The organism is Streptomyces sp. NPDC036764 (assembly GCF_055609385.1).
The window spans coordinates 93,017-114,222 of the sequence record NZ_JBVJPT010000011.1; the positions used below are offsets into that span (position 1 = coordinate 93,017).

Below are 21,206 nucleotides of genomic sequence, written 5' to 3' on the forward strand. Positions count from 1 at the left end.
TCCGGCGTCACATCCGGTGAATCTCTTCTTAAGGGTCTCTTGACACCACCCTTCGCTCACCCGGAATATCTCTCCCGTGAACCTGTCAGACAGCCGGACAGCCAGTCAGCCTCCCCGTCGCGTGAGCGCCATGGAGGCGGTGCTGGCGCACCTGCGCGACGCCATCGAGCGCGGCGAGTACGCCGTCGGCGACAAGCTGCCCTCCGAGGCGGAGCTCTGCCGCACCCTGGAGATCAGCAGGCCCGTCCTGCGCGAGGCCCTGCGGGCCCTGCAGACCATGGGCCTGACCGTCTCCAAGACCGGCAAGGGCACCTTCGTCGTCGCCAACACCGTCGAGGACCCCACCTTCGGCGACTACTCGGCGAGCGACCTGCTGGAGGTGCGCCGCCACGTCGAGATCCCGGTTGCCGGGTACGCGGCACTGCGCCGCACCCCGGAGAACCTCGACCACCTGGCTCATCTGCTCGACCGCATGGAGCGGGAGACGGACACCACCGCATGGGTGGCGATGGACAGCCTCTTCCACCTGGCCGTGGCCGAGGCCGCCCAGAACCCGGTCTTCCGCCGGGTCATCGAGGAGATCCGTGACGCACTGGCGCGTCAGTCGGCCTTCCTCAACGAGCTGGGCGGTCGCCGCGAGCAGTCCAACCGGGAGCACCGGGCGATCGTCGAGGCGCTGATCGACGGTTCCGAACTCGACGCGACCGACGCCATGGCACACCACCTGGATCGCGTCGAGACGACCCTCACCGACATCGTGCGCCCCCCGCGCACGGACAGCACCACGGAAGGCGGACCCGAGGCGTGAGCGAGCAGCACCTCAAAGAAGAGACGCGCCCCTCGTCCGGTCATGTAGACGCCGGAGACCACGGCTACAGCAAGTCGCTGAAGGCCCGGCACGTCAACATGATCGCCATCGGCGGTGCCATCGGCACCGGCCTGTTCCTCGGCGCCGGCGGCCGACTCGCCGATGCCGGCCCGTCCCTGTTCATCGCCTACGCGGTCTGCGGCGTCTTCGCCTTCCTCGTCGTCCGCGCCCTCGGCGAACTCGTCCTGTACCGGCCCTCCTCCGGCGCCTTCGTGTCGTACGCCCGCGAGTTCATGGGCGAGAAGGGCGCGTACACGGCCGGCTGGATGTACTTCCTGAACTGGGCGACCACCGGCATCGCCGACATCACCGCGGTCGCCACCTACACCCACTACTGGGGCATGTTCTCCGACATCCCGCAGTGGGTGATCGCGCTCATAGCGCTCGCGGTCGTCCTGACCGTGAACCTGATCTCGGTGAGGTTCTTCGGCGAACTGGAGTTCTGGTTCGCGATCATCAAGGTCGGCGCGCTCGTCGTCTTCATGCTCATCGGCATCTTCCTGCTGGTCACCCAGCAGCCCGTGGACGGCCACACCCCCGGCCCGTCCCTGATCACCGACAACGGCGGCGTCTTCCCCAACGGCCTGCTGCCGATGCTGCTGATCGTCCAGGGCGTCGTGTTCGCCTACGCCTCCGTCGAGCTGGTCGGCGTCGCCGCCGGTGAGACCGAGAACCCCGAGAAGATCATGCCGAAGGCGATCAACTCGATCATGTGGCGCGTCGGCCTGTTCTACGTCGGCTCCGTCATCCTGCTGTCGATGCTGCTGCCCTGGTCCTCGTACAAGGCGGGCGAGAGCCCCTTCGTCACCGTGCTGTCCAACATCGGCATCCCGGCGGCCGGCGGCATCATGAACCTCGTCGTGCTCACCGCGGCGATGTCCTCGCTCAACTCCGGCCTGTACTCCACCGGCCGCATCCTGCGCTCCATGGCGATGTCCGGCTCCGCCCCGAAGTTCACCTCGGTGATGAGCCGCAGCCAGGTCCCCTACGGCGGCATCCTGCTGACCAGCGGCATCTGTGTCCTCGGCGTCGGCCTCAACTTCGTCGTCCCCGCCGACGCGTTCGAGATCGTGCTGAACTTCGCGGCCATCGGCATCCTCGCCACCTGGGGCATGATCATGGTCTGTCACCTGCTCTTCTGGCAGAAGACCCAGAAGGGCGAGCTGACCCGCCCCGGCTACCGACTGCCGGGCTCCCCCTGGACCGAACTCGTGACGCTGGCCTTCCTCGCCTCCGTCCTGGTCCTCATGTACGCCGACGGAGGCGCCGGCCGCACCACCGTGCTGTGCCTGCCGCTGATCGTCGCGGCGCTGGTCGCGGGCTGGTACGCCATCCGCAGCCGGGCCGGGCGCACCACCACCAAGGCCGACGCGTGAGACCCGTGTCGGTCGACGACCCCTCATCGACCCACGACAACCAGGCAGTCAGACTGTGATGTACAGCAGCTCCATAGCGGACGCACCCCTTGTCCGCGAACCTCTCCACGCGCCCGTCGCCCACCTCATACGCGGCGGAATGATCGAAGGCATCCACTACGGCTCCGTCGTCGTCCTCGGCGCCGACGGCGACGTCCGGTTCCAGCTCGGTGACATCGAGGCCGCCTTCTACCCGCGCTCGGCGCTCAAGCCGGTCCAGGCCGTCGCCATGGCCCGGGCCGGGCTCCCGCTCGACGGTGAGCTGCTCTCGCTCACCGCGGCGAGCCACTCCGGCGAGGAACGCCACCTCGCCGGAACCCGGCGCATCCTCGAACTCGCCGGGCTCACCGAGGACCACCTGCGCAACGTCCCGGACATGCCGTTCGACCCGGTCGTGCGGGACACCTGGGTACGGGAGGGCCGCGCGCCCTCCCGGCTCGCCCAGAACTGCTCCGGCAAGCACGCGGCCATGCTGTACACCTGCGTGCTCAACGGCTGGTCCCTGGACGACTACCTCGACCCCGGGCACCCGCTCCAGCAGGCCGTCGCCGAGATCCTCGAGGACCTCACCGGGCAGCGCATCGCCCGGGTCACCGTCGACGGGTGCGGCGCGCCGCTGTTCTCCGTCTCGCTGAACGGCCTTGCCCGCGCGGCCGCACGTATCACCACGGCGGCGCCGGGCACGCCGGAGGCGCGGGTCGCCGACGCGATGCGTGAGCATGCCGAGATGGCCTCCGGCTCCGGGCGGGACGTCGCGGCGTTGATGCGGGCCGTGCCGGGGCTGTTGGCGAAGGACGGCTTCGAGGGCGTGCAGGTCGCTGCGCTGCCGGATGGTCGGGCCGTCGCCGTGAAGATTGCCGACGGGGCGAATCGGGCGCGGATTCCGGTTGCTGCGGCGGCGCTTGCGTTCGCCGGGGTCGATCCTGAGTTGCTCACCGAGTTTCAGGGTGAGGCGCTCCTTGGGGGCGGCCGGGAGGTCGGGTGTGTGCGGCCCGTTCGTTCGCTGGAGCCGGTTGTGGTTTCGGCCTGCGCCTGAGGATGTGCCGGTCATCTCGAATGGCGGCCGCGGGCCGGTCGTGGCTTGTCGCGCAGTTCCCCGCGCCCCTTTCAGGGGCGCTGTCCCTCACCTTCTCTGAAAGAAGAACCGTTTCTCCATGAACGCCGTCACCCGCAGTGAGCATGATCTGCTCGGCGACCGTGATGTTCCCGCCGACGCCTACTGGGGTGTTCACACCCTGCGTGCCACCGAGAACTTCGCCATCACGGGCACTCCCATCTCCGCCTACCCGCACCTGATCGACGCCCTCGCCGCCGTCAAGGAGGCCGCCGCCCTCGCCAACGAGGAGCTCGGGCTGCTGGAGCCGAAGAAGGCCGCCGCGATCGTCGCCGCCTGCCGGGAGATCCGCGGCGGCGAGCTGCACGACCAGTTCGTCGTCGACGTCATCCAGGGCGGCGCCGGCACCTCGACCAACATGAACGCCAACGAGGTCGTCGCCAACCGGGCGCTGGAGCTGCTGGGCCACGAGAAGGGCCAGTACGAATACCTGCACCCCAACGAGGACGTCAACCTCGGGCAGTCGACCAACGACGTCTACCCGACCGCCGTCAAGGTCGCCACGGTGTTCGCGGTGCGCGGGCTGCTCAAGGCGATGGCCGTGCTCCAGGACGCGTTCGCCCGCAAGGCCGTCGAGTTCCGCGACGTGCTGAAGATGGGCCGTACGCAGTTGCAGGACGCGGTGCCGATGACGCTCGGGCAGGAGTTCTCCGCCTACGCCGTCATGCTCGACGAGGACCGCTCCCGGCTCGCCGAGGCGGTCGAGCTGATCCACGAGATCAACCTGGGCGCCACCGCCATCGGTACGGGGCTGAACGCCCCCGCCGGATACGCCGAGTCCGCCCGCCGCCACCTCTCCGAGATCACCGGACTGCCGCTGGTCACCGCCGCCAACCTGGTCGAAGCCACCCAGGACTGCGGCGCGTTCGTGCAGATGTCCGGCGTCCTCAAGCGGATCGCCGTGAAGCTCTCCAAGAGCTGCAACGACCTGCGCCTGCTGTCCTCCGGGCCGCGCGCGGGCCTCGGCGAGATCAACCTGCCGCCGGTGCAGGCCGGTTCGTCGATCATGCCCGGCAAGGTCAACCCGGTGATCCCCGAGGTCGTCAACCAGGTCGCCTTCGAGGTGATCGGCAACGACGTGGCCATCACCATGGCCGCCGAGGCCGGACAGCTCCAGCTCAACGCCTTCGAGCCGGTCATCCTGCACTCCCTGTCCGAGAGCATCACGCACCTGCGCAACGCGTGTGTGACCCTCGCCGAGCGCTGCGTGGCCGGCATCACCGCCAACACCGACGTGCTGCGCCGGACCGTGGAGAACTCCATCGGCCTGGTCACCGCCCTGAACCCGCACATCGGGTACACGGCCGCCACCGACATCGCCAAGGAGGCCCTCGTCAGCGGCCGGGGCGTGGCCGAACTCGTCCTGGAGAAGGGCCTGTTGCCGGCCGAGACCCTGGCCGACCTGCTGCGCCCGGAGGTCGTCGCGGGCACCGGGCAGGCGCTGGCCTGACCAGCGGCGATCCCCACCTCGGATGCGCGAAGGGACCGGCCGGGAGGCACAATGGTGATCATGGCAGCGTCGACGTCGTCACTGACCTTCCAGCCGATCCTGGAGCGCATCGCGGAGGAGATCGAGCGGACCCCCGGCCGCGGCCGGCCCGCCGACTACATCCCGGCGCTCGCGGCCTGCGACCCCCGCCGCTTCGGCATGGCCGTCGCCGAACTCGACGGCACGGTGTACGGCGTGGGGGACTGGCGTGAGCCGTTCTCCACGCAGTCCATCACCAAGGTGTTCACCCTCGCGCTCGACCTGGCCCGCGAGGGCGACGAACTCTGGGAACACGTGGGCCGCGAGCCCTCCGGCAACCCCTTCAACTCCCTGATCCAGCTCGAGTACGAGAACGGCATCCCGCGCAACCCGTTCATCAACGCCGGCGCCCTCGTCGTCACCGACCGCCTCCAGACCCGTACCGGAGACGCGGCCGGCGAACTCCTCGCCTTCCTGCGCGCCGAGAGCGGCAACCCGGCCCTGGACTTCGACCAGGACGTCGCCGCCTCCGAGGCGGCGAACGGCGACCGGAACGCCGCGCTCGGCCACTTCATGGCGTCCTACGGCAACATCGACAACCCCGTGCCGGCCCTGCTCGACCAGTACTTCCGCCAGTGCTCCGTCAAGGCGTCCTGCGCCGACCTCGCCCTGGCCACGTCGTTCCTGGCCCGCCACGGCATCCGCGCCGACGGCTCCCGCCTGCTCACCCTCAGCCAGGCCAAGCAGATCAACGCGGTCATGCTGACGTGCGGCACCTACGACGCGGCGGGCGACTTCGCGTACCGCGTGGGCCTGCCCGGCAAGAGCGGCGTCGGAGGCGGCATCATCGCGGTCGTACCGGGCCGTTGCACCCTGTGCGTGTGGAGCCCCGGCCTGGATGAGCGGGGCAATTCGGTGGCGGGAGTGGCGGCCCTGGACAGATTCACGACGCTGACGGGTCTGTCGGTTTTCTGACGGGACACTTCGGTGCGGGCCGCGGTCACGCCGCCCAGGGGAGCGGGGAACTGCGCGACCAGCCCCCACCATCCCGAAGCCTGCACACCACCACACCCGGCAGACGAACAGCAGCCCACAACCCCCTCGCATTCGATCACCGGCCGGTCATGCTCCGGCTTCCCCCCAGAGGGCTTCGCGTCGCCTCAACGCCACCCCGCGTTGACACGCTGACCGAGTGTTGGCCATGGCTTTCCCCATCGATCTCCGCCGCTGCCAGATACTCGGTCTGGCCGGTACCGCCATACTCGCCCTGGGCGGTGAGACGGCCGGTGCCCTGCCGGTCCGGGAACTCCTGGCCCCCAGTTCGGCACACGCCGCCCTCGGCCTGGTCGGCGTGTACTTCGGCGTCGTCCTGCTGATAGCGGCATGGCTGCTCCTGGGCCGGCTCGTACGCAGCGCCGATCCGCCGACCCCGCGCGCCCTGCTGCTGGTGCTGGCCGCCTGGGCCACCCCGCTGCTGATCGCACCACCGCTGTTCAGCCGGGACGTGTACAGCTATCTGGCCCAAGGGGCCATGGTCGACGCGCACATCGACGTGTACGCGTACGGCCCCTCCCACCTCGGCGGCCCCCTCGCCGACGAAGTCGCCCCGCTGTGGCGGCATACCGCGGCGCCTTACGGCCCGGTGTTCATGGGCGTCGCCTCCGTGCTGTCCGGTGCGACCCGCGGCGCAGTGCCCGCCGGACTGTTCGGTATGCGGCTGATAGCGCTGCTCGGCGTTGCGCTGATGGCGGCCGCCCTGCCGCGCCTGGCCCGGCACAGCGGAGCCGACCCGGCGGCGGCCCTGTGGCTGGGCGCCCTCAACCCGCTGGTGCTGCTGCACCTGGTGGCGGGCGCCCACAACGACGCCATCATGCTGGGCCTGCTCGGCGCCGGTCTGGTCGCGGCTCTCGGCCGCTGGCCCATCCTGGGCGCCGTCCTCGTCACACTGGCCGCGCTGGTCAAGGCGCCCGCCGCGCTCGGCCTCGTCGCGGTCGTACTGCTCCAGATGCGCTCCGGACACCATCCGGCCAAGGCCGTCCTCAGCACGTGCGCCGCGTCCGCCGCCACCACGGTCGCCGTCACGGCCGTGGCGGGCACGGGATACGGCTGGATCGGCGCCCTGGACACCCCGGTCTCCACCCAGAACTGGGCCCTGACCAGCCTGCTCGGCCGGGCCACCGCCTCGCTGCTGGAGAAGACCGGCAGCGATCTGGCGCCGCTGGCCGTGCCCGTGTGGCACACCTTCGGACTCGTCCTCACCGGCGTGCTGGTGCTGCTCATATGGTGGCGCTGGCGTCCGCGCCCGGTGTACGCACTCGGCCTGAGCCTCGCGGCCGTGGCCGCGTTCGGACCGGCGATCCGCCCCTGGTACGCGCTGTGGGGCCTGTTCCTCATAGCAGCCGCCGCACCCAGCACCTCGGTCCGCCACCGCGTGGCCGCCCTGACGGGCGTGCTCGCACTGGCGGTGCTGCCGAGCGGCGGCCCCGCCGACGCCGGTCAACTCGTGCTGGCGGTCTCCGGCGGAGCGCTCGCCGTGGTCGTTCTGTGGCAGGCGCATCTGGCAGCACAGGCCCCGGCGTTGGGACGTACGGCATGAGGCTTCCGCGCACCGACCGCGGCCGGCTGGCTTTGGTCCTCGTACTCGCCGCCGCCGTCGTCGTCTTCACCGCCACCGTGCCGTTGCTGCGCGACTGGTTCGACCTGCGCGTCTACTACGGCACCGTCGACGGCTGGATGCACCACGACGGCCGTATCTACGACTACCGGGTGCCCGGCACGACGTACGGCTTCACCTACCCGCCGTTCGCCGCGGTCGTCATGCTGCCCATGGCGCTGATGGACCTGCACGTCGCCATCGCGGTGGCGCTGCTGCTCAACCTGGTGGCGCTGGCCTTCGTGCTGCGTGTGCTGGCCGGGCGGGCCTGGCGGCGCTACGGCTGGTACGGAGTCGCGCTGGCCCTGTGCGGGCTGGCCCTGTTCGAACCGCTGCGGGACACCTTCAGCTTCGGGCAGGTGAACATCCTGCTGCTGGCCCTCGTGCTGCTCGACTGCTGGTTGCTGGCGACCGGGCGGGAGCGCTGGGCGGGTGTGGGCATCGGCCTGGCGGCAGCGATCAAGCTGACGCCGGCCGCGTTCATCGGGCTGCTGCTGGTGGCCCGCCGCTGGCGAGCGGCCGCCGTGGCGACGGCCGTGGCCGCCGCGGCGACGGCGCTGGCGGCGTGGGTGGCGCCGGGCGCCTCCCGCTTCTACTGGACGCACGCGATGTGGGACACCACCCGGGTGGGCCGCCTGGACTATGTCTCCAACCAGTCGCTGCAAGGCATTCTGGCCCGGCTGGAGGTGTCGAGCCGGGAAGTCTGGGCGGTCGTGGTTCTGGTCGTGCTGGGCGTGTGGGTGGCGCGCACCCGCCGGGCGGTCGCGGCGGGGGACTGGACGGCGGCGTTCGCCCTCACCGGGCTGACCGCCTGTCTGGTCAGCCCGATCACCTGGGTCCACCACCTGGTGTGGCTGCTGCCGTCCTTCGCCGTCCTCGTCCGCGCCGGCCACCGGCGGGTGGCCGCCGCCCTGTACGCGATGCTGTGCACCAGCGTGGTGTGGCTGTGGTTCGACGACGCGTCCGGCGTCGACGGCTTCCTCGGCAGCAACACCTACGCCTGGATCACCCTGGGCCTGCTGTTCTGGCTGCCGGTCGGTCAGCCCGGCTCCGACCGCTCGACCCTGCCGCGTGTCACGAGCGACACGGCGCCTGCACCCATCCCGGCGGCACCGGCGATCGCGCAGGCCTCCGCCCAGCCCGGCGGCTCGCCCTCGGGCGTCACCGCCGCCACGACGGGCACCGTGCTCGGCCCCGGCCTCGGTCTGGCCAGCAAGCCGTCGAGCGACCCCACAGGCTCGACCCGCCCGGCTGCGCCGAACCCCCAGTCGAGCAGCTCGCCGGCCTCCTCGTAGACGGCGTGCCCACCGCCCGCCCGGGGGTTCAGCACCGTCACGACGAGGGTGCGACCGCCGCGGCGGGCGGCGGCCACGAGGGTGTTGCCCGCCTCGCTGGTGTAGCCGTTCTTGATGCCGATCAGCCCCGGGTAGGGGTCCACACCGTCCGCGCCGGTCAGCAGCCGGTTGGTGTTGCGGATCGGGTACGCCAGACCGCCCCCGGCCGGGAAGCTCGCCACGGCCGTGCCGCAATACCGCGCGAACTCCGCGTTGCGCAGCCCCGCGCGGCCGAACACCGCCAGGTCGTACGCCGAGGACACCTGGCCGGGCGTGTCGTACCCGTCGGGTGACACCACCCGTGTGTCGAGGGCGCCCAGCGCACGCGCCTTGACCTGCATCCGGGCGGCCGTTGTGCGCCAGCCGCCGTTCAGCGTGGCCAGCACCCGCACGGCGTCGTTGCCGGAGCTGAGGAACACCCCGCGCCACAGATCGGCGATCCGGTAGGTACGTCCCTCGGCGACCCCGACCAGGCTGGAGCCGGGCCCGATCCCGGCCAACTCCTCCCGGCGCACGGTGTGCGGGACGCCGGCGGGCAGGGTCGGCAGCAGGGTGAGGGCGAACAGCGTCTTGAGGGTGCTGGCGGGCGGCAGCCTGCGGTGCGCCTCGTACGCGGCCAGCACCTCGCCGGTGTCGGCGTCCGCCACCAGCCATGACAGCGCGGAGACGCGCGGCAGCCGGGGCGCCCCGGCGAGCGGATGCACCTGGGTGCCGGAGCGGTACAGCAGCGCGGGTCGTGGGAGCGCCGCGGCCCTGGGTCCGCCGGGCGGATCGGGGTCGGGCCCGTCATGGGCGACCGCGGAGGCAGGCGCGAGCGCCAGCAGTCCGGCCGCGCAGAGCGCGAAGCCGGACACGAGAGCCCGGGTGGAAAATCCGATCTTCATATCGCCAACGTAGGAACGGAGCCGCCCCGGACCGCGCTGCCCGGGCCGTTCGGCACGCGCGGGCACCCGGACGGGCGATGCCCCGGCGCGTCACTCGCCGGGCAGCGTCGGCTGGATGCGCCGCAGGAACGTGGCGTTGTCGGGTGTCTCGCGCAGGCGCTCCAGAAGCGTCTCCAGGTTGGTCTGCCCGTCCCGGGTCTGGAGCGCCCGGCGCAGGCCGCGTACGACGGTCAACTCGGCCGGGGGCAGCAGGAGTTCCTCGCGACGGGTGCCGGAGGGGTTGATGTCGACGGCGGGGAAGACACGCCGGGAGGCCAGGTCCCGGTTCAGTCGCAGCTCCATGTTGCCGGTGCCCTTCAGCTCCTCGAAGTAGAAGTCGTCGGCACGGGAGCCGGTCTCCACCAGGGCCGTGGCGAGGATGGTGAGCGAGCCGCCCTCCTCGGCGAGGCGGGCGGCGCCGAAGAACCGCTTCGGTCCGTGCAGCGCGGCCGCGTCGACGCCGCCGCTGAGGGTGCGGCCACCGGAGGCGGCCGAGTTGTTGTGCGCCCGGCACAGCCGGGTCAGGGAGTCCAGCAGGATGACGACGTCCTCGCCGGCCTCGACGAGCCGCTTGGCCCGCTCGATGACGAGCTCGGCCAGCGCGATGTGCTGCTTGGGCGCCTGGTCGAAGGTGGAGGCGTACACCTCGCCCCGCACCGAACGCCGCATGTCGGTGACCTCCTCGGGGCGCTCGTCGAGGAGCACCACCATCAGCCGGCACTCGGGGTGGTTGCCGGCGACGGCGGCCGCGATCTGCTGGAGGAGGACCGTCTTGCCGGTCTTGGGCGGGGCGACGATGAGTCCGCGCTGGCCCTTGCCCACGGGGGCGATCAGGTCGGCGACCCGGCCGGTCAGGCCGGACGCCGGGTGCTCCAGGCGGATCCGCTCACGCGGGTGAAGCGGCGTCAGCTCGCCGAAGTGGCGGCGGTTCTTCTGGGGGCTGCGGCCGTTGACGCGGCCGACGTCGGTGAGGGTGCGCCCCTCACCGCGTACGCCGTCGACCAGGTCGCCCTTGCGCAGGCCGTACCGGCGGATCAGCGCGGGGGAGACCAGGAGGTCGGTCGGGGTGGGCAGCAGGTGCTCGGCGCGCAGGTGTCCCTTGCCGTTCGCGTCGATGTCGAGCACGCCGGTGACGGCACGGACCGGGGGCTGCTGCCGTACGGGTGGGTTTTCAAGAGTGGTGGTCATGATGGTGTGTCCTTTCACGGACGGAAGGCATGAGACATGCGGAAGGAAGGGAGGTGCCGCGGACTTCGGGAAGGCGGTCGATGCGCCTTCGGGCGGCGGGAAACAGCACCTCGGACATGGCGCGAGACCTGGTCACGAGATGGTGAGAAGAAAGCCGGTATGCGGACCGGCGAACTGAGGTGAAACCGGCACCGGCGCCCTGGACCGGGCGTACACAGGTGCTAACGGGACGGTACCACGGCGGTTCAGCGCGTGGCGAGAAGTCCGTAGAGCAAGGGGATGCGCGGCTCTGGAAGCCGCCACCAGCCGGACGGCGTGCGCTCCATCTGCGGCCAGCGCTGCCAGGGCAGCTCGTCGCTCTCGGTGAGGCGCCGGATGGTGAGTCCTGCCTGCGTCAACGCGCCGAGAACCTCTCCTATTCCGTGCATCCACTCGAAGCTGTCGGTGGCGCCCGCCACGGCGGGGCCGTCCGTGTAGGTGTGTGTGGCGTCGCGGTGCACGGCCCCGTCGCCGCTCAGGTAGTCGTGGCGCAGCAGCAGCTCCGGTCCCTCGCCCGGACCCGGCTTGGGGCCGAGGGAGTTGAGCAGCGGATGGAACTCGACGATGTACAACCGCCCGCCGGGACGCAGGAGTCGGGCCACCACTGCCGCCCAGCGGTCCAGGTCGGGCAGATAGCACAGCGCGCCCTTGCCGGTGTAGACGACGTCGAACTGCCGCCCGTCCAGCGCCGCCACGGCGTCGTACACATTCGCCTGCACGTACGCGATGTCCAGCCCCGCCTTCCGGGCGATGCCGTCCGCGGCGGCCACCGACGCCGCGGAGAAGTCCAGGCCGACGGCCCGTGCCCCGCGCTGCGCGAAGGCGATGGTCTCGGTGCCCAGATGGCACTGGAGGTGCAGGACGTCACGGCCGGCCAGCTCACCGAGGTCGTCCCACTCGAAGGAGGCGAACCAGCGGGCGGGATCGAGGTCCTGGTCGAGGCCGTAGAACCGGCTGGCGACGTGGACGGGAGTGCGGGCGTCCCAGTTCGCCTGGTTGGCCGACATCATCCGCGCGTGCTCGTCGGTGGTCATGGGGACATCCAACCGCGACCGGCCCGCGCGGTGGCGGAGATTCCGCCACCGTGGGGGCCAGGTGTCGATCCGGCCGACCACTCCTGGAGTGTCCCCTAGAGGGACCGCGCCTGCGCCTCCTTCTCGATCCGGTCGAACTGCGCGCCCATGGCCTCCGCCAGCGCGTGCGCGCCCGACAGCGGACGGACCATGACCATGAAGTCCTCGATGAGGCCCTCCTCGTTCACCCGGAGGAAGTCGCAGCCGGTGATCTCCCGCTCGCCCACCCGTGCGGTGAAGACCAGTGCGTGATCACGGCCGCCCTGGTCGTTGATCTCCCGCACGTAGCGGAAGTCCTCGAAGACCTGCACGACACCGCGCAGGATCGCCGCGGTGATCGCCTTGCCGGCGTACGGCTTGAAAACGACCGGGCTGGTGAAGACGACGTCCTCCGCCAGCAGGGCCTCCATGGCATCGGCGTCGCCCGCCTCCACGGCCTCGCGGAACGCTCGCATCGGGTCACCTCATAGTCAATTTGTTGAGTAGGTGCGGATGAGAATAGTCACCTGCTGTTACGGTGTCCACATGTCGCTCAAGTACGCCGTCCTGGCCGCCCTTCTGGAGGGCGAGGCCTCGGGCTATGAGCTGTCGAAGGTCTTCGACATCTCGTTCGCCAACTTCTGGCCCGCGACCCCCCAGCAGCTCTACCGGGAGCTGGAACGCCTCGCGCAGGACGGCCTCGTCGAGGCCCGTTTCGTGCAGCAGGAACGACGGCCCAACAAGCGGATGTTCACGCTCACCGCGGCCGGGCGGGAGGACCTGCGGGCCTTCGCGGCCGAGCCGCCCCGGCGGCCCACCGCCATCCGCGACGAGCTCCTGATCAAGCTCCAGGCGATGGCCGACCCCGAGACCGCCCGCGCCCTGATCGAGGAGCGCATGACGTGGGCGCGCGGCAAACTCGGCCGCTACGAGCGCGTCCGGGCGCGCATGCTCGACGGCCGGAGCGAGGAGGAGTACCTGCGGGAGTCCGACCGGGTCGGGCCGTATCTGACGCTGCTGGCCGGGATCTCCTTCGAGGAGCAGATCCTGAGCTGGTGCGAGCGGGTCCTCGTCGTCCTGAAGCAGCGCGTGGCGCAGGGGTGACGCGGATGTTCAGCCCCGAAGGCCCATCCCTGCGCGAACTCACCGTCCAGGCCCTGTCGTCCGTCGAGCGCGGATACGACCTGCTCGCCCCGAAGTTCGACCACACACCGTTCCGTACGCCGGACTCGGTGCTCGACGCCGTCGCGTCGGCGCTCGCGGGGACCGGCCCGTACGACGACGGTCTCGACCTGTGCTGCGGGACGGGCGCCGGTGTGGAGGTGCTGGCCGAGGTGTGCCGGCGCAGCGTGACCGGCGTCGATTTCAGCGCAGGCATGCTCGAGGTGGCCCGGCGACAGGCACGGATCGCGCAACCGCGTATCGGCTGGGTCCGTGCGGACGCCCGTGCCCTGCCGTTCGCCCCCGCCTTCGACCTCGTGGTGAGCTTCGGGGCGTTCGGGCACTTCCTGCCCCGCGAGCTGCCGGGGCTGTTCGCCCAGGCCCACTCCGTACTGCGGCCCGGCGGCCGCTTCGTCTTCCCCGTCGTGGCCCCGCCCCGTCCCGTGTCGGTCGCCTACTGGATGCTGCTGGGCTTCGACGCGGTGATGCGAGTGCGCAACGCCGTGTGGCGGCCGCCGTTCGTCATGTACTACCGGGCCTTCCGGCTCGGGGAGGTGCGCGCCGAGCTGGCCCGTGCCGGGTTCGAGGTGGAGCTGCAGGCCTTGCCCGAGTTCGGGCGGCGCAGGGACGGGAGTCCGCGGGTGCGGATGGTCGTGGCGCGACGGCCGGAATCAGACTGACGAAGTCGTGGTGAGTCACCGGTCGTTCGCGCTCAGCCCGCCGCCGGCAGTGTGAACTCGTAGACCAGGGCGTCCTGTTGGGCGTCCACGACGAGGTCCGTGATCTCCAGGGGGCGGGCGTACTGGTCGTGGACCCACCGGGTGACGCGCACCGCGGACGTTCCCGGGAGCCGGGTGATGGCGTCCCGGTGGTGCAGTGAGAGGCCCGCCCTGCGCATCCAGTCGTAGGCGCGGCACAGTTGGGCCGAACCGGAGGCGTCGGCGCGGTCGCGGTAGCGGGCCAGTTCCGCCACCTCGGCCAGCGCCACCGCGGAGAAGGACGTCAGGGCCGTACGCTGCCCGCGTCCGTCGGCCCCCGCGGACTCGTAGCGGTGCACCAGGGTCGGGCGGTGCGGGGCGAGCCCGAGGGCCTCGGCGTGCTCCGGCGAGGGCGTCTCCCAGGTGACGGTGGCGCGGTCGGCGGTGCCCGGGCCCGTGGTCCGGGCGCCGACCGGGAAGGTGAGCGAGGCGGCCGTCTCGACCGGCAGGCCCGGCAGCGTGGCATGGCTGCCCCGCCGGTCGGTGGCGACCAGACCGCTGCGGCGCAGCACCTCAAGCGACTGCCGGACGGTCTCCCTGCTGACCCCGAAATGGTCCGCCAACTGCCGTTCCCCCGGCAGCCGTTCACCTGGCGGGATCGTCCCGTCGCGCAGCTCGCCGAGGAGCTGGGTGGCGATCCGCCGGTACAGCGGCTGGTCTTCGGTGAGCGGGCGGTCGTGCGGGGTGGTGCGGGCCATGCCGCGCCTCCTGTTGGTGACGTGTTGTAGCCGTGCGGGCTCCTTGCGTCACCAGATCTAAGCAGTGGTCTAAACCAGCGGGGAAGGGCGGCCCCTCACTTCGGCTGAAACGGCACGCGCCGACGGGCCGTCACAGGGCGCTGTACAGGGCGTCGATCAGCGCCATCTTCCGCGGGTCGTCCGCGATATGAGGCCCCATCCGGTTCATCGTGTAGCCCAGTGACACCCCGGCCTCCGGGTCCGACAGACCGCACGAGCCGCCGAAGCCGTCGTGTCCGAAAGCCCTCGGGTTGGGTCCGTACGAGCCGTTCGGGCCGCTCAACCACAGGCCGAGGCCGACCTCCGTGTCGTTCGCGAACCCGGCGCCGAGCACGAGATCGCGACAGCTTCCCTGCCCCTCGCGCACCCGCTCGGCCGCCTCCGGGGACAGGACGCGATGGCCGTCGAAGGTCCCGCGCCCCGCGAAGATCCCGTACAGCGCCGCTACGGCCCGCGCGGTGCCGTGCCCGTTCGCGGCGGGGATCTCGGCGGCCCGCCACTCGGGCGAGTTGGCCTGAGCCGCTCCCAGGACCGGGTTGGTCAGCGCGGCCAGCGCGGCGGGCGCCAACTGGCTGAAGATCGCCGCCTGTTCACTCGTCCTCGCGACCGGTGGCTGCACCAGCTCGGCCACCCGCCCGGACTCCTTGTCCGGCAGCCCGATCGCGAAGTCGATGCCGAGCGGCCCGGTCACCTCCTGCTCCAGGAAGGCCCCCAGCGGCAGCCCCGACACCCGCCGCACGACCTCCCCGACCAGGAAGCCGTACGTGAACGCGTGGTATCCGGACCGGGTCCCCGGCGTCCACCAGGGCTCCATCGCCGCGAGCCGCTGGGTCGTCAGCCCCCAGTCGCAGAGCTGCTCGAAGGAGTGCGGCTCCCGCAGCCCGGACAGACCTGCGCGATGCGACAGCAGATGCCGGACGAGGATCTGCTCCTTGCCGGCGGCGGCGAACTCCGGCCAGTAGGTGGCCACCGGCGCGTCCAGGTCGAGCAGGCCCCGGTCGGCCAGGATGTGGGCGCACAGCGCTGTCGGCCCCTTGGACGTCGACCACACGTTGACCAGCGTGTCGTGCTCCCAGGGGCGGCTGCGCTCCGCGTCGGCCCACCCGCCCCACAGGTCCACCACCGTCCGGCCGTCGACGGTGACGGCGACCGCCGCGCCCAGTTCCTCGCGCTCGCGGAAGTTCGCCTCGAACGCCGCCCGCACCGCCGCGAACCGCGGATCGCACTGTCCCTGCACCTGTGCCTCGTGCTCCGTCATCGGCCCACCCCTTGTCGTCCGCCGGGACCCCGGGCCGCGACGCCGCGACCCGGGCTCCCCGAACGTACCGACTGGTCGGACTGGGAGGAAGGTGCTCGCACAGCCGAAGTCACCCGAAGAAAAGTGCGCCCTCCGGCTCCCGGTGCCCCTCGGTCGCGTGCCAGTAGTCGCGGGTCTCGACGGCCAGCCCCGCGGCGTCGAAACGCGCGAAGACACAGCCGGCCAAGGTGGCCGGCGCACCCTCCTCCTCGGTGAGGACCCTGAACTCGGCCACGGCCACACCGTCAGCCCCGACGACCGGGACGGAGAAGCGCACGTCGCTCACCCGCTCGGCCGCGAACGACCAGCGCAGATACGCGGCCAGCTCGGCACGTCCCCGATGCGGCTCGCGGAACGGCATCGAGCGGTGGACGCAGTCCTCGGCGTACAGCTCCAGCAGCGCGTCCACATCGTGCTCGGCCCAGGCCCGCCGCCAGACGCGCACGAACCGCTCCGCGGCTTCACGAGTCTCCATGCGGGGTCCTCAGGCGTGCGACCGCAGCCAGTCCAGCTTGGCCGCCTCGTGGAACGGGCCGCCGCCCTCGTGGTCGTTGAACTCGTACACCTCGATGGCCTTCTCGTCGTGGGCCCAGGCGTTGAAGGCCGCGAAGACGGTGGAGGGCGGGCAGGTCTGGTCCTCCAGGGCCGCCGAGAAGAACGCGGGCGCCCGGCCGCGCGCCGCGAAATGGACGCCGTCGAAGTACGACAGGGTGCGCAGGACTTCCTCGCCACGGCCCCGGTGCGTCTTCAGGTAGAGGCCGATCTCGCGGTACGGGTGGCGGTCCGTGGTGGTCGCCGCGCGCGGGAAGTCGCACAGGAACGGCACGTCCGGCGCGACCGCCGCCAGGTCCGGGACCAGGCCGCCGACCGCGATCGCGATGCCGCCGCCCTGGCTCGCGCCGAGCGAGATCGTGCGGGCGGCGTCGGTGAGTGGATGGGAGCGGGCGGCTTCGACGGCACGCACCGCGTCCGTGAACACCCGGCGGTAGTAGTAGTTCTCGGGCGCGTCGATGCCCCGCGTCATGAATCCGGGATACGCGGGCGCGGCACCCACCGGGTCCGGGGTCCCGCCGCCACCGCCCCACGCACTGCCCTGACCGCGTGTGTCCATCATGAAGTGCGCCCGGCCCGTGGAGGCCCACAGCAGGTTCTCGTGCGGCAGACCGCGCCCGCCGCCGTAACCGATGAACTCCACGACCAGCGGCAACGGCTCGCTCGCCCCGGCCGGCAGCCGCAGCCAGCCCTTCACCGGATGACCGCCGAACCCGGCGAACGTCACGTCGTAGACCTGTACGGTGCTCAGCCCCGTGTCGGCCGGCTCGAAGCGGGCGTCCAGGTCATGCTCGCGCGCCTCCTGGAGCGTCTTGGACCAGAACGCGTCGAAGTCCTCGGGCTCGACGGACTCGCTGCGGTACTCGCGCAGTTCGTCGAGCGGAAGGTCGAACAGGGCCATGCCGGACCGCCTTTGCAAAGAGTGACTGCGGGTGATCACAGCGTACGTGGGTGATCGGAGGACTTGCCAGATCTTTTCCGTGCCGCGTGCCTACGATGGCGCCATGACGTCTGCCGTCGATCCTGCGGTCGAGCTCGCGGAGCTGCTGGTCAGAGATGCTGAACTGCTCGTTGTGGACGCAGGGCGGGAGATCCCGGGCGGCTGGTTGGCCGTCACCGATGGTCGGGTGACCGGGGTCGGCCCGGCCGGGAGCGAACCCGAGGCCCGCGCGACCGTCTCGGCGGCCGGAAGGCTCGTCACCCCGGGCCTGATCAACACGCACCATCACATCTACCAGAACCTCACCCGCTCCTACGCGCCCGCCGTGAACGGCTCGCTGTTCGACTGGCTCACCACCCTCTACCCGCTCTGGGCGCGTCTCGACGAGGAGGCCGTGTACGTCTCGGCCTACGTCGGTATGGCCGAACTCCTCATGGGCGGCTGCACCACGTCCTCCGACCACCTCTACGTCCATCCCCGCCCGTACCTCGTCGACGCTGAGATCCGCGCCGCCCGCGACATCGGCTTCCGCTTCCACGCCACCCGCGGCTCGATGACCCGCTCCGTCGAGGACGGAGGGCTGCCGCCGCGGAGCGTCACACAGACGCAGGACGAGGTTCTCGCCGACAGCGAGCGGCTGATCAGGGCGTACCACGACCCCGCGCCGGGCGCGCTGGTCCGCGTCGCGCTCGCGCCGTGCTCACCCTTCTCGGTCACCAGGTCGCTGATGACCGCGACCGCCGAACTCGCCGAGCGGCACGACGTACGGCTGCACACCCACCTCGCCGAGGACCACGACGAGGACACGTACTGCCTTCAGACGTACGGCTGCCGTCCCGTGGAGTACTTCGAGGAGACGGGGTGGATGAGCGACCGGAGCTGGGTCGCCCACTGCATCTATCCGAACGACGCCGAGCTGAGCCGCCTGGCGGCGGCAGGCGTAGGCGTGGCGCACTGCCCCAGCTCCAACATGCTCATCGGCGGCGGTACCGCACGCGTCAAGGAGATGCGCGAACTGGGCCTGCCCGTCGGCATCGGCTGCGACGGTTCCGCCTCGACGGACCACGCCTCCCTCTGGATGGAGACCCGCGCCGCGCTGCTGCTGGGCCGCTACCGCGGTGGCCCCGGCGCGATGACCGCCCGCGACGCCCTCGACATCGCCACCCGCGGCTCCGCGCGCTGCCTCGGCCGGGACGACGAACTCGGCCATCTGCGGCCCGGCGCCTGCGCCGACCTGGTCGTCTGGGACCTGCACGAGGTCGCCCTGGCCGGCGCGCTGAGCGACCCGGTGGAGGCGTGGCTGCGGTGCGGGCCGGCCCGGGCCTGGACGACGGTGGTCGGTGGCCGGATCCTGGTCGATCGGGGCGAACCCCGGCTGCCGGGGCTGGTGGAGGCGTTGCGGGTGCATGGCGGGGTGGCGCGGTGGATGCAAGGGGCCGGGTAGCGGGGGAGGGGCTGCGGGGCGGATTCGGGGATCTGCTGGGTGCGCGCGGTGTCGCGTGGAGGGCGGTCCACCGGGATGCCGTCGAAGAAGGTGCGGGTCAGGGGCAGGCGGCGGGGAGGTGCGGGGGCGTGCCGACCGGACGCCGCAAGTCACCTGGGGTAAGCGCGACGGCTCACGCCCGGCGGCCCGTCCACTCCGGCTCCGTGCGGGCCCATTCCTCGTCCCATTCGGCAAGGCGGCGACGCATGGCGGCATGCCGTACGGCGGTGTGGCCGAAGAGGATCGCAGCGACCGCGCCGCCCGTCGCGCAGGCGCCGATGGTGATGGTGTTCTGCCAGATCGCCGTGACTCCCGGGGGCGGAGTCACGCTGCGGCCCCGGGAGTCCAGCCAGACGTCGACCGTCTCACCCGTCCGTGTCCCCGCCGGGACCCGTGCCGTGGCCGTACGCGGTCCCTGTTCCGGATCCGTCCAGCGCACCGTGGCCCTGACGGTCGGCTGACGTCCCCCCTGTGCGAGAGGAGCACGGTCCGAGGCTCTTGCGACGACCTCGGCCAGGACATGACGTCGGTCGGCCTGCCGCTCGCGGGCCAAGGCCCGGGCGTCGTCATGCGCCCACCGGGCGGCCGCCACCCCGACCAGGGGTGCGACGACCAGCAGCAGGACGGTCACGGCCACCAGCGTCCACGCTTCCACGACATCCGACCGGCGCCGCAACGGACTCGACCGCAGGCGCCAGCCATGCATCCGGCTTCGCATGCCGTCCAGGTACCCCACATACCGGACGACGTTCCCGACGAATCCGGACGCACCCAAGGCCGCCCCGCCGGGGCGCTTGATCAGCCGAAGCGTTCGATACGGATGCGGTCCACGGGCTGTCCCGCCGCCACGAGCAGCCGCGAAGCATGTTCGGCGAACCCATTGGAGCCGCACACATAGGCCTCCCACCCACCCGGAGGCTGCTCGGCCAGGAGTGGCGCCACATGTGCGGCGGCCATACGTCCTACCGCCACGCCCTCCGGCGCGCTCCGCGTGAACACCGGCGTCGTCTCCGCGCCGTACTCCCGTGCGTAGACGAGCTCCTCGGGGCTGCGCGCCGACACGAGCAGCCGCAGCGGCACATCCAGCCCCCGCGCCCGGTGGTGCCGCACCATCGACATCAGTGGTACGACGCCGGACCCGGCGCCGACCAGCAGCGCCGGCCGGTCCCCGGGCCAGGCGAAGAAGCCGCTGAGCGGACCGCGCACCTCGACCGTGTCACCGGGCTCGGCCACGGTGTGGAACCAGCCGGAGACCTCGCCGCCGTCCACATGGTCCAAGGTGAGCTCGATGTGCCCGGAGCCGTCGGGCGCGGACGCGATCGAATAGTGGCGCTGGGCCACATAGCCGTCCTCGGCGGTCAGCCGCAGCATCAGGTGCTGCCCGGGCAGATGGCCCGCCCAGTCGGGCACCGCGAGCCGGAAGGTCGCGGCGTGCGGGGTCTCACGGCGGATCTCGGTGATCGTCGCCTTCTGCCACAGCGTGGCGGCCTGCTCGCTGACGGCGATCCGGCCCGGCACGGCGAACCGGGTCGTCGGCGTGTACGTGTCCGCAGTCTCAGTCACCGGAGTACCGCTGCTCCTCCCAGGGGTTACCCCGGGCGTGGTAGCCGTTCTGCTCCCAGAACCCCGGCTCGTCGTGGTCGAGGACGCGCAGACCCGCGATCCACTTGGCGCTCTTCCAGAAGTACAGGTGTGGCACCAGCAGTCGCGCCGGACCACCGTGCTCCGGGGTGAGCGGCCGCCCGTCGTACTCCCAGGCGATCCAGGCCCGCCCACCGGTCAGATCGGCCAGCGGAAGGTTGGTGGTGTAGCCGGTGTGCGAATAGGCGACGACATGGGTGGCCGACACATGGGGCCGGACCACATTGAGGAAGGCGTCCAGTGTCACGCCCGCGAACCGCACGCCGAACTTCGACCAGCTCGTCACACAGTGGATGTCGCCCTCGTACGCCGACGCCGGCAGCGCGTGCGCCTCTTCCCAGCTCCAGGTGCGCGGCTCCTCGACCAGCCCGTCGATGCGGAACGACCACTCGGCCGGCGTCAGGTCGGGCGTGACCTCGGCGGACAGGACGGGCCAGTCGTCGCCCGCGTCGTACTGGCCGGGCGGCAGTGCTTCGTTGCGGACGCGTGGGCGCCCGGTGAAGCCTCGGGTGACGTTCATGCGGGAGGTGCCTCCAGGCCGGCGTGGGCGACGGCCCGCGGGTCGAGCGTGATCGGTACGTGC

The 21,206-nt window shown here is 71.5% G+C and carries 20 protein-coding genes and 1 pseudogene; 10 read left to right on the plus strand and 11 right to left on the minus strand.

Annotation, left to right across the window (positions count from 1 at the left end):
* The first annotated feature begins 130 nt into the window (after nucleotides 1–130).
* The 7 genes from ACZ69Q_RS31865 (at nucleotide 131) to ACZ69Q_RS31895 (ending at nucleotide 8,813) form a co-directional block, all read left to right on the plus strand.
* Nucleotides 131–808 carry a FadR/GntR family transcriptional regulator gene (locus ACZ69Q_RS31865; RefSeq protein ID WP_471048933.1) on the plus strand — a complete coding sequence of 226 codons (678 nt, stop codon included), beginning with the start codon at nucleotides 131–133 and terminating at the stop codon, nucleotides 806–808.
* On the plus strand, nucleotides 805–2,244 hold the full coding sequence (locus ACZ69Q_RS31870; protein ID WP_471048492.1) for an amino acid permease: 1,440 nt from the start codon (nucleotides 805–807) through the stop codon (nucleotides 2,242–2,244). The genes ACZ69Q_RS31865 and ACZ69Q_RS31870 overlap by 4 nt, the downstream gene beginning before the upstream one ends.
* Nucleotides 2,245–2,302: 58 nt before the next feature.
* Complete coding sequence (locus tag ACZ69Q_RS31875) at nucleotides 2,303–3,319, plus strand: asparaginase (RefSeq protein ID WP_471048494.1); 1,017 nt, start codon at nucleotides 2,303–2,305, stop codon at nucleotides 3,317–3,319.
* A 118-nt stretch (nucleotides 3,320–3,437) separates the two neighbouring features.
* Complete coding sequence (gene aspA / locus ACZ69Q_RS31880; protein ID WP_471048497.1) at nucleotides 3,438–4,847, plus strand: aspartate ammonia-lyase; 1,410 nt, start codon at nucleotides 3,438–3,440, stop codon at nucleotides 4,845–4,847.
* Nucleotides 4,848–4,898: 51 nt separating this feature from the next.
* Nucleotides 4,899–5,840 carry a glutaminase gene (locus tag ACZ69Q_RS31885; RefSeq protein WP_471048499.1) on the plus strand — a complete coding sequence of 314 codons (942 nt, stop codon included), beginning with the start codon at nucleotides 4,899–4,901 and terminating at the stop codon, nucleotides 5,838–5,840.
* Between the two features lie 226 nt (nucleotides 5,841–6,066).
* Nucleotides 6,067–7,461, plus strand: coding sequence for a polyprenol phosphomannose-dependent alpha 1,6 mannosyltransferase MptB (mptB, locus tag ACZ69Q_RS31890; RefSeq protein WP_471048501.1), 1,395 nt, complete (start codon nucleotides 6,067–6,069; stop codon nucleotides 7,459–7,461).
* Nucleotides 7,458–8,813, plus strand: a complete 1,356-nt coding sequence (locus ACZ69Q_RS31895) for a glycosyltransferase 87 family protein (protein ID WP_471048505.1) — start codon at nucleotides 7,458–7,460, stop codon at nucleotides 8,811–8,813. Before mptB ends, ACZ69Q_RS31895 begins: the two co-directional genes overlap by 4 nt.
* 38 nt (nucleotides 8,814–8,851) lie before the next feature.
* Here ACZ69Q_RS31895 and ACZ69Q_RS31900 read toward each other — a convergent pair.
* The 4 genes and pseudogenes from ACZ69Q_RS31900 to ACZ69Q_RS31915 form a co-directional block, all read right to left on the minus strand.
* Nucleotides 8,852–9,736, minus strand: a pseudogene (locus ACZ69Q_RS31900) (D-alanyl-D-alanine carboxypeptidase family protein); the annotation flags it as partial.
* A gap of 90 nt (nucleotides 9,737–9,826) precedes the next feature.
* Nucleotides 9,827–10,963 carry a transcription termination factor Rho gene (gene rho, locus ACZ69Q_RS31905; protein ID WP_471048508.1) on the minus strand — a complete coding sequence of 379 codons (1,137 nt, stop codon included), beginning with the start codon at nucleotides 10,961–10,963 and terminating at the stop codon, nucleotides 9,827–9,829.
* Nucleotides 10,964–11,208: 245 nt separating this feature from the next.
* Complete coding sequence (locus ACZ69Q_RS31910) at nucleotides 11,209–12,036, minus strand: class I SAM-dependent methyltransferase (protein ID WP_471048511.1); 828 nt, start codon at nucleotides 12,034–12,036, stop codon at nucleotides 11,209–11,211.
* A 95-nt stretch (nucleotides 12,037–12,131) separates the two neighbouring features.
* Nucleotides 12,132–12,530 (minus strand): nuclear transport factor 2 family protein, encoded by a 399-nt coding sequence (locus tag ACZ69Q_RS31915; protein WP_471048514.1) that lies wholly within the window; start codon nucleotides 12,528–12,530, stop codon nucleotides 12,132–12,134.
* A gap of 70 nt (nucleotides 12,531–12,600) precedes the next feature.
* Between ACZ69Q_RS31915 and ACZ69Q_RS31920 the strand changes: the two genes are divergently transcribed.
* Nucleotides 12,601–13,158, plus strand: a complete 558-nt coding sequence (locus ACZ69Q_RS31920) for a PadR family transcriptional regulator (RefSeq protein ID WP_471048515.1) — start codon at nucleotides 12,601–12,603, stop codon at nucleotides 13,156–13,158.
* Between the two features lie 5 nt (nucleotides 13,159–13,163).
* Nucleotides 13,164–13,895: a class I SAM-dependent methyltransferase gene (locus tag ACZ69Q_RS31925; RefSeq protein ID WP_471048516.1), complete on the plus strand. Its 732-nt coding sequence runs from the start codon at nucleotides 13,164–13,166 to the stop codon at nucleotides 13,893–13,895.
* Nucleotides 13,896–13,927: 32 nt separating this feature from the next.
* Here ACZ69Q_RS31925 and ACZ69Q_RS31930 read toward each other — a convergent pair whose 3' ends face one another.
* From ACZ69Q_RS31930 to ACZ69Q_RS31945, 4 genes are all read right to left on the minus strand, one after another.
* A complete protein-coding gene (locus ACZ69Q_RS31930) occupies nucleotides 13,928–14,671 on the minus strand; it encodes a GntR family transcriptional regulator (RefSeq protein WP_471048519.1) in 744 nt (247 codons plus the stop codon).
* A 130-nt stretch (nucleotides 14,672–14,801) separates the two neighbouring features.
* Nucleotides 14,802–15,968: a serine hydrolase domain-containing protein gene (locus ACZ69Q_RS31935; RefSeq protein ID WP_471048522.1), complete on the minus strand. Its 1,167-nt coding sequence runs from the start codon at nucleotides 15,966–15,968 to the stop codon at nucleotides 14,802–14,804.
* Between the two features lie 109 nt (nucleotides 15,969–16,077).
* Nucleotides 16,078–16,482 (minus strand): nuclear transport factor 2 family protein, encoded by a 405-nt coding sequence (locus tag ACZ69Q_RS31940; protein ID WP_471048524.1) that lies wholly within the window; start codon nucleotides 16,480–16,482, stop codon nucleotides 16,078–16,080.
* Between the two features lie 9 nt (nucleotides 16,483–16,491).
* Nucleotides 16,492–17,460, minus strand: coding sequence for an acetylxylan esterase (locus ACZ69Q_RS31945; protein ID WP_471048527.1), 969 nt, complete (start codon nucleotides 17,458–17,460; stop codon nucleotides 16,492–16,494).
* A gap of 103 nt (nucleotides 17,461–17,563) precedes the next feature.
* Here ACZ69Q_RS31945 and ACZ69Q_RS31950 point away from each other — a divergent pair, with 103 nt between their 5' ends.
* Nucleotides 17,564–18,943: an 8-oxoguanine deaminase gene (locus ACZ69Q_RS31950; protein WP_471048529.1), complete on the plus strand. Its 1,380-nt coding sequence runs from the start codon at nucleotides 17,564–17,566 to the stop codon at nucleotides 18,941–18,943.
* 172 nt (nucleotides 18,944–19,115) lie between these two features.
* Here the strand turns inward: ACZ69Q_RS31950 and ACZ69Q_RS31955 are convergent, their stop codons facing one another.
* From ACZ69Q_RS31955 to ACZ69Q_RS31965, 3 genes are all read right to left on the minus strand, one after another.
* Nucleotides 19,116–19,700 (minus strand): Rv1733c family protein, encoded by a 585-nt coding sequence (locus tag ACZ69Q_RS31955; RefSeq protein WP_471048532.1) that lies wholly within the window; start codon nucleotides 19,698–19,700, stop codon nucleotides 19,116–19,118.
* A gap of 80 nt (nucleotides 19,701–19,780) precedes the next feature.
* The gene (locus ACZ69Q_RS31960; RefSeq protein ID WP_471048535.1) at nucleotides 19,781–20,545 is read right to left on the minus strand and encodes a ferredoxin reductase; all 765 of its coding nucleotides are present in this window, start codon (nucleotides 20,543–20,545) and stop codon (nucleotides 19,781–19,783) included.
* Nucleotides 20,538–21,143 carry a sulfite oxidase-like oxidoreductase gene (locus tag ACZ69Q_RS31965; protein ID WP_471048537.1) on the minus strand — a complete coding sequence of 202 codons (606 nt, stop codon included), beginning with the start codon at nucleotides 21,141–21,143 and terminating at the stop codon, nucleotides 20,538–20,540. Before ACZ69Q_RS31965 ends, ACZ69Q_RS31960 begins: the two co-directional genes overlap by 8 nt.
* Nucleotides 21,144–21,206 lie beyond the last annotated feature (63 nt).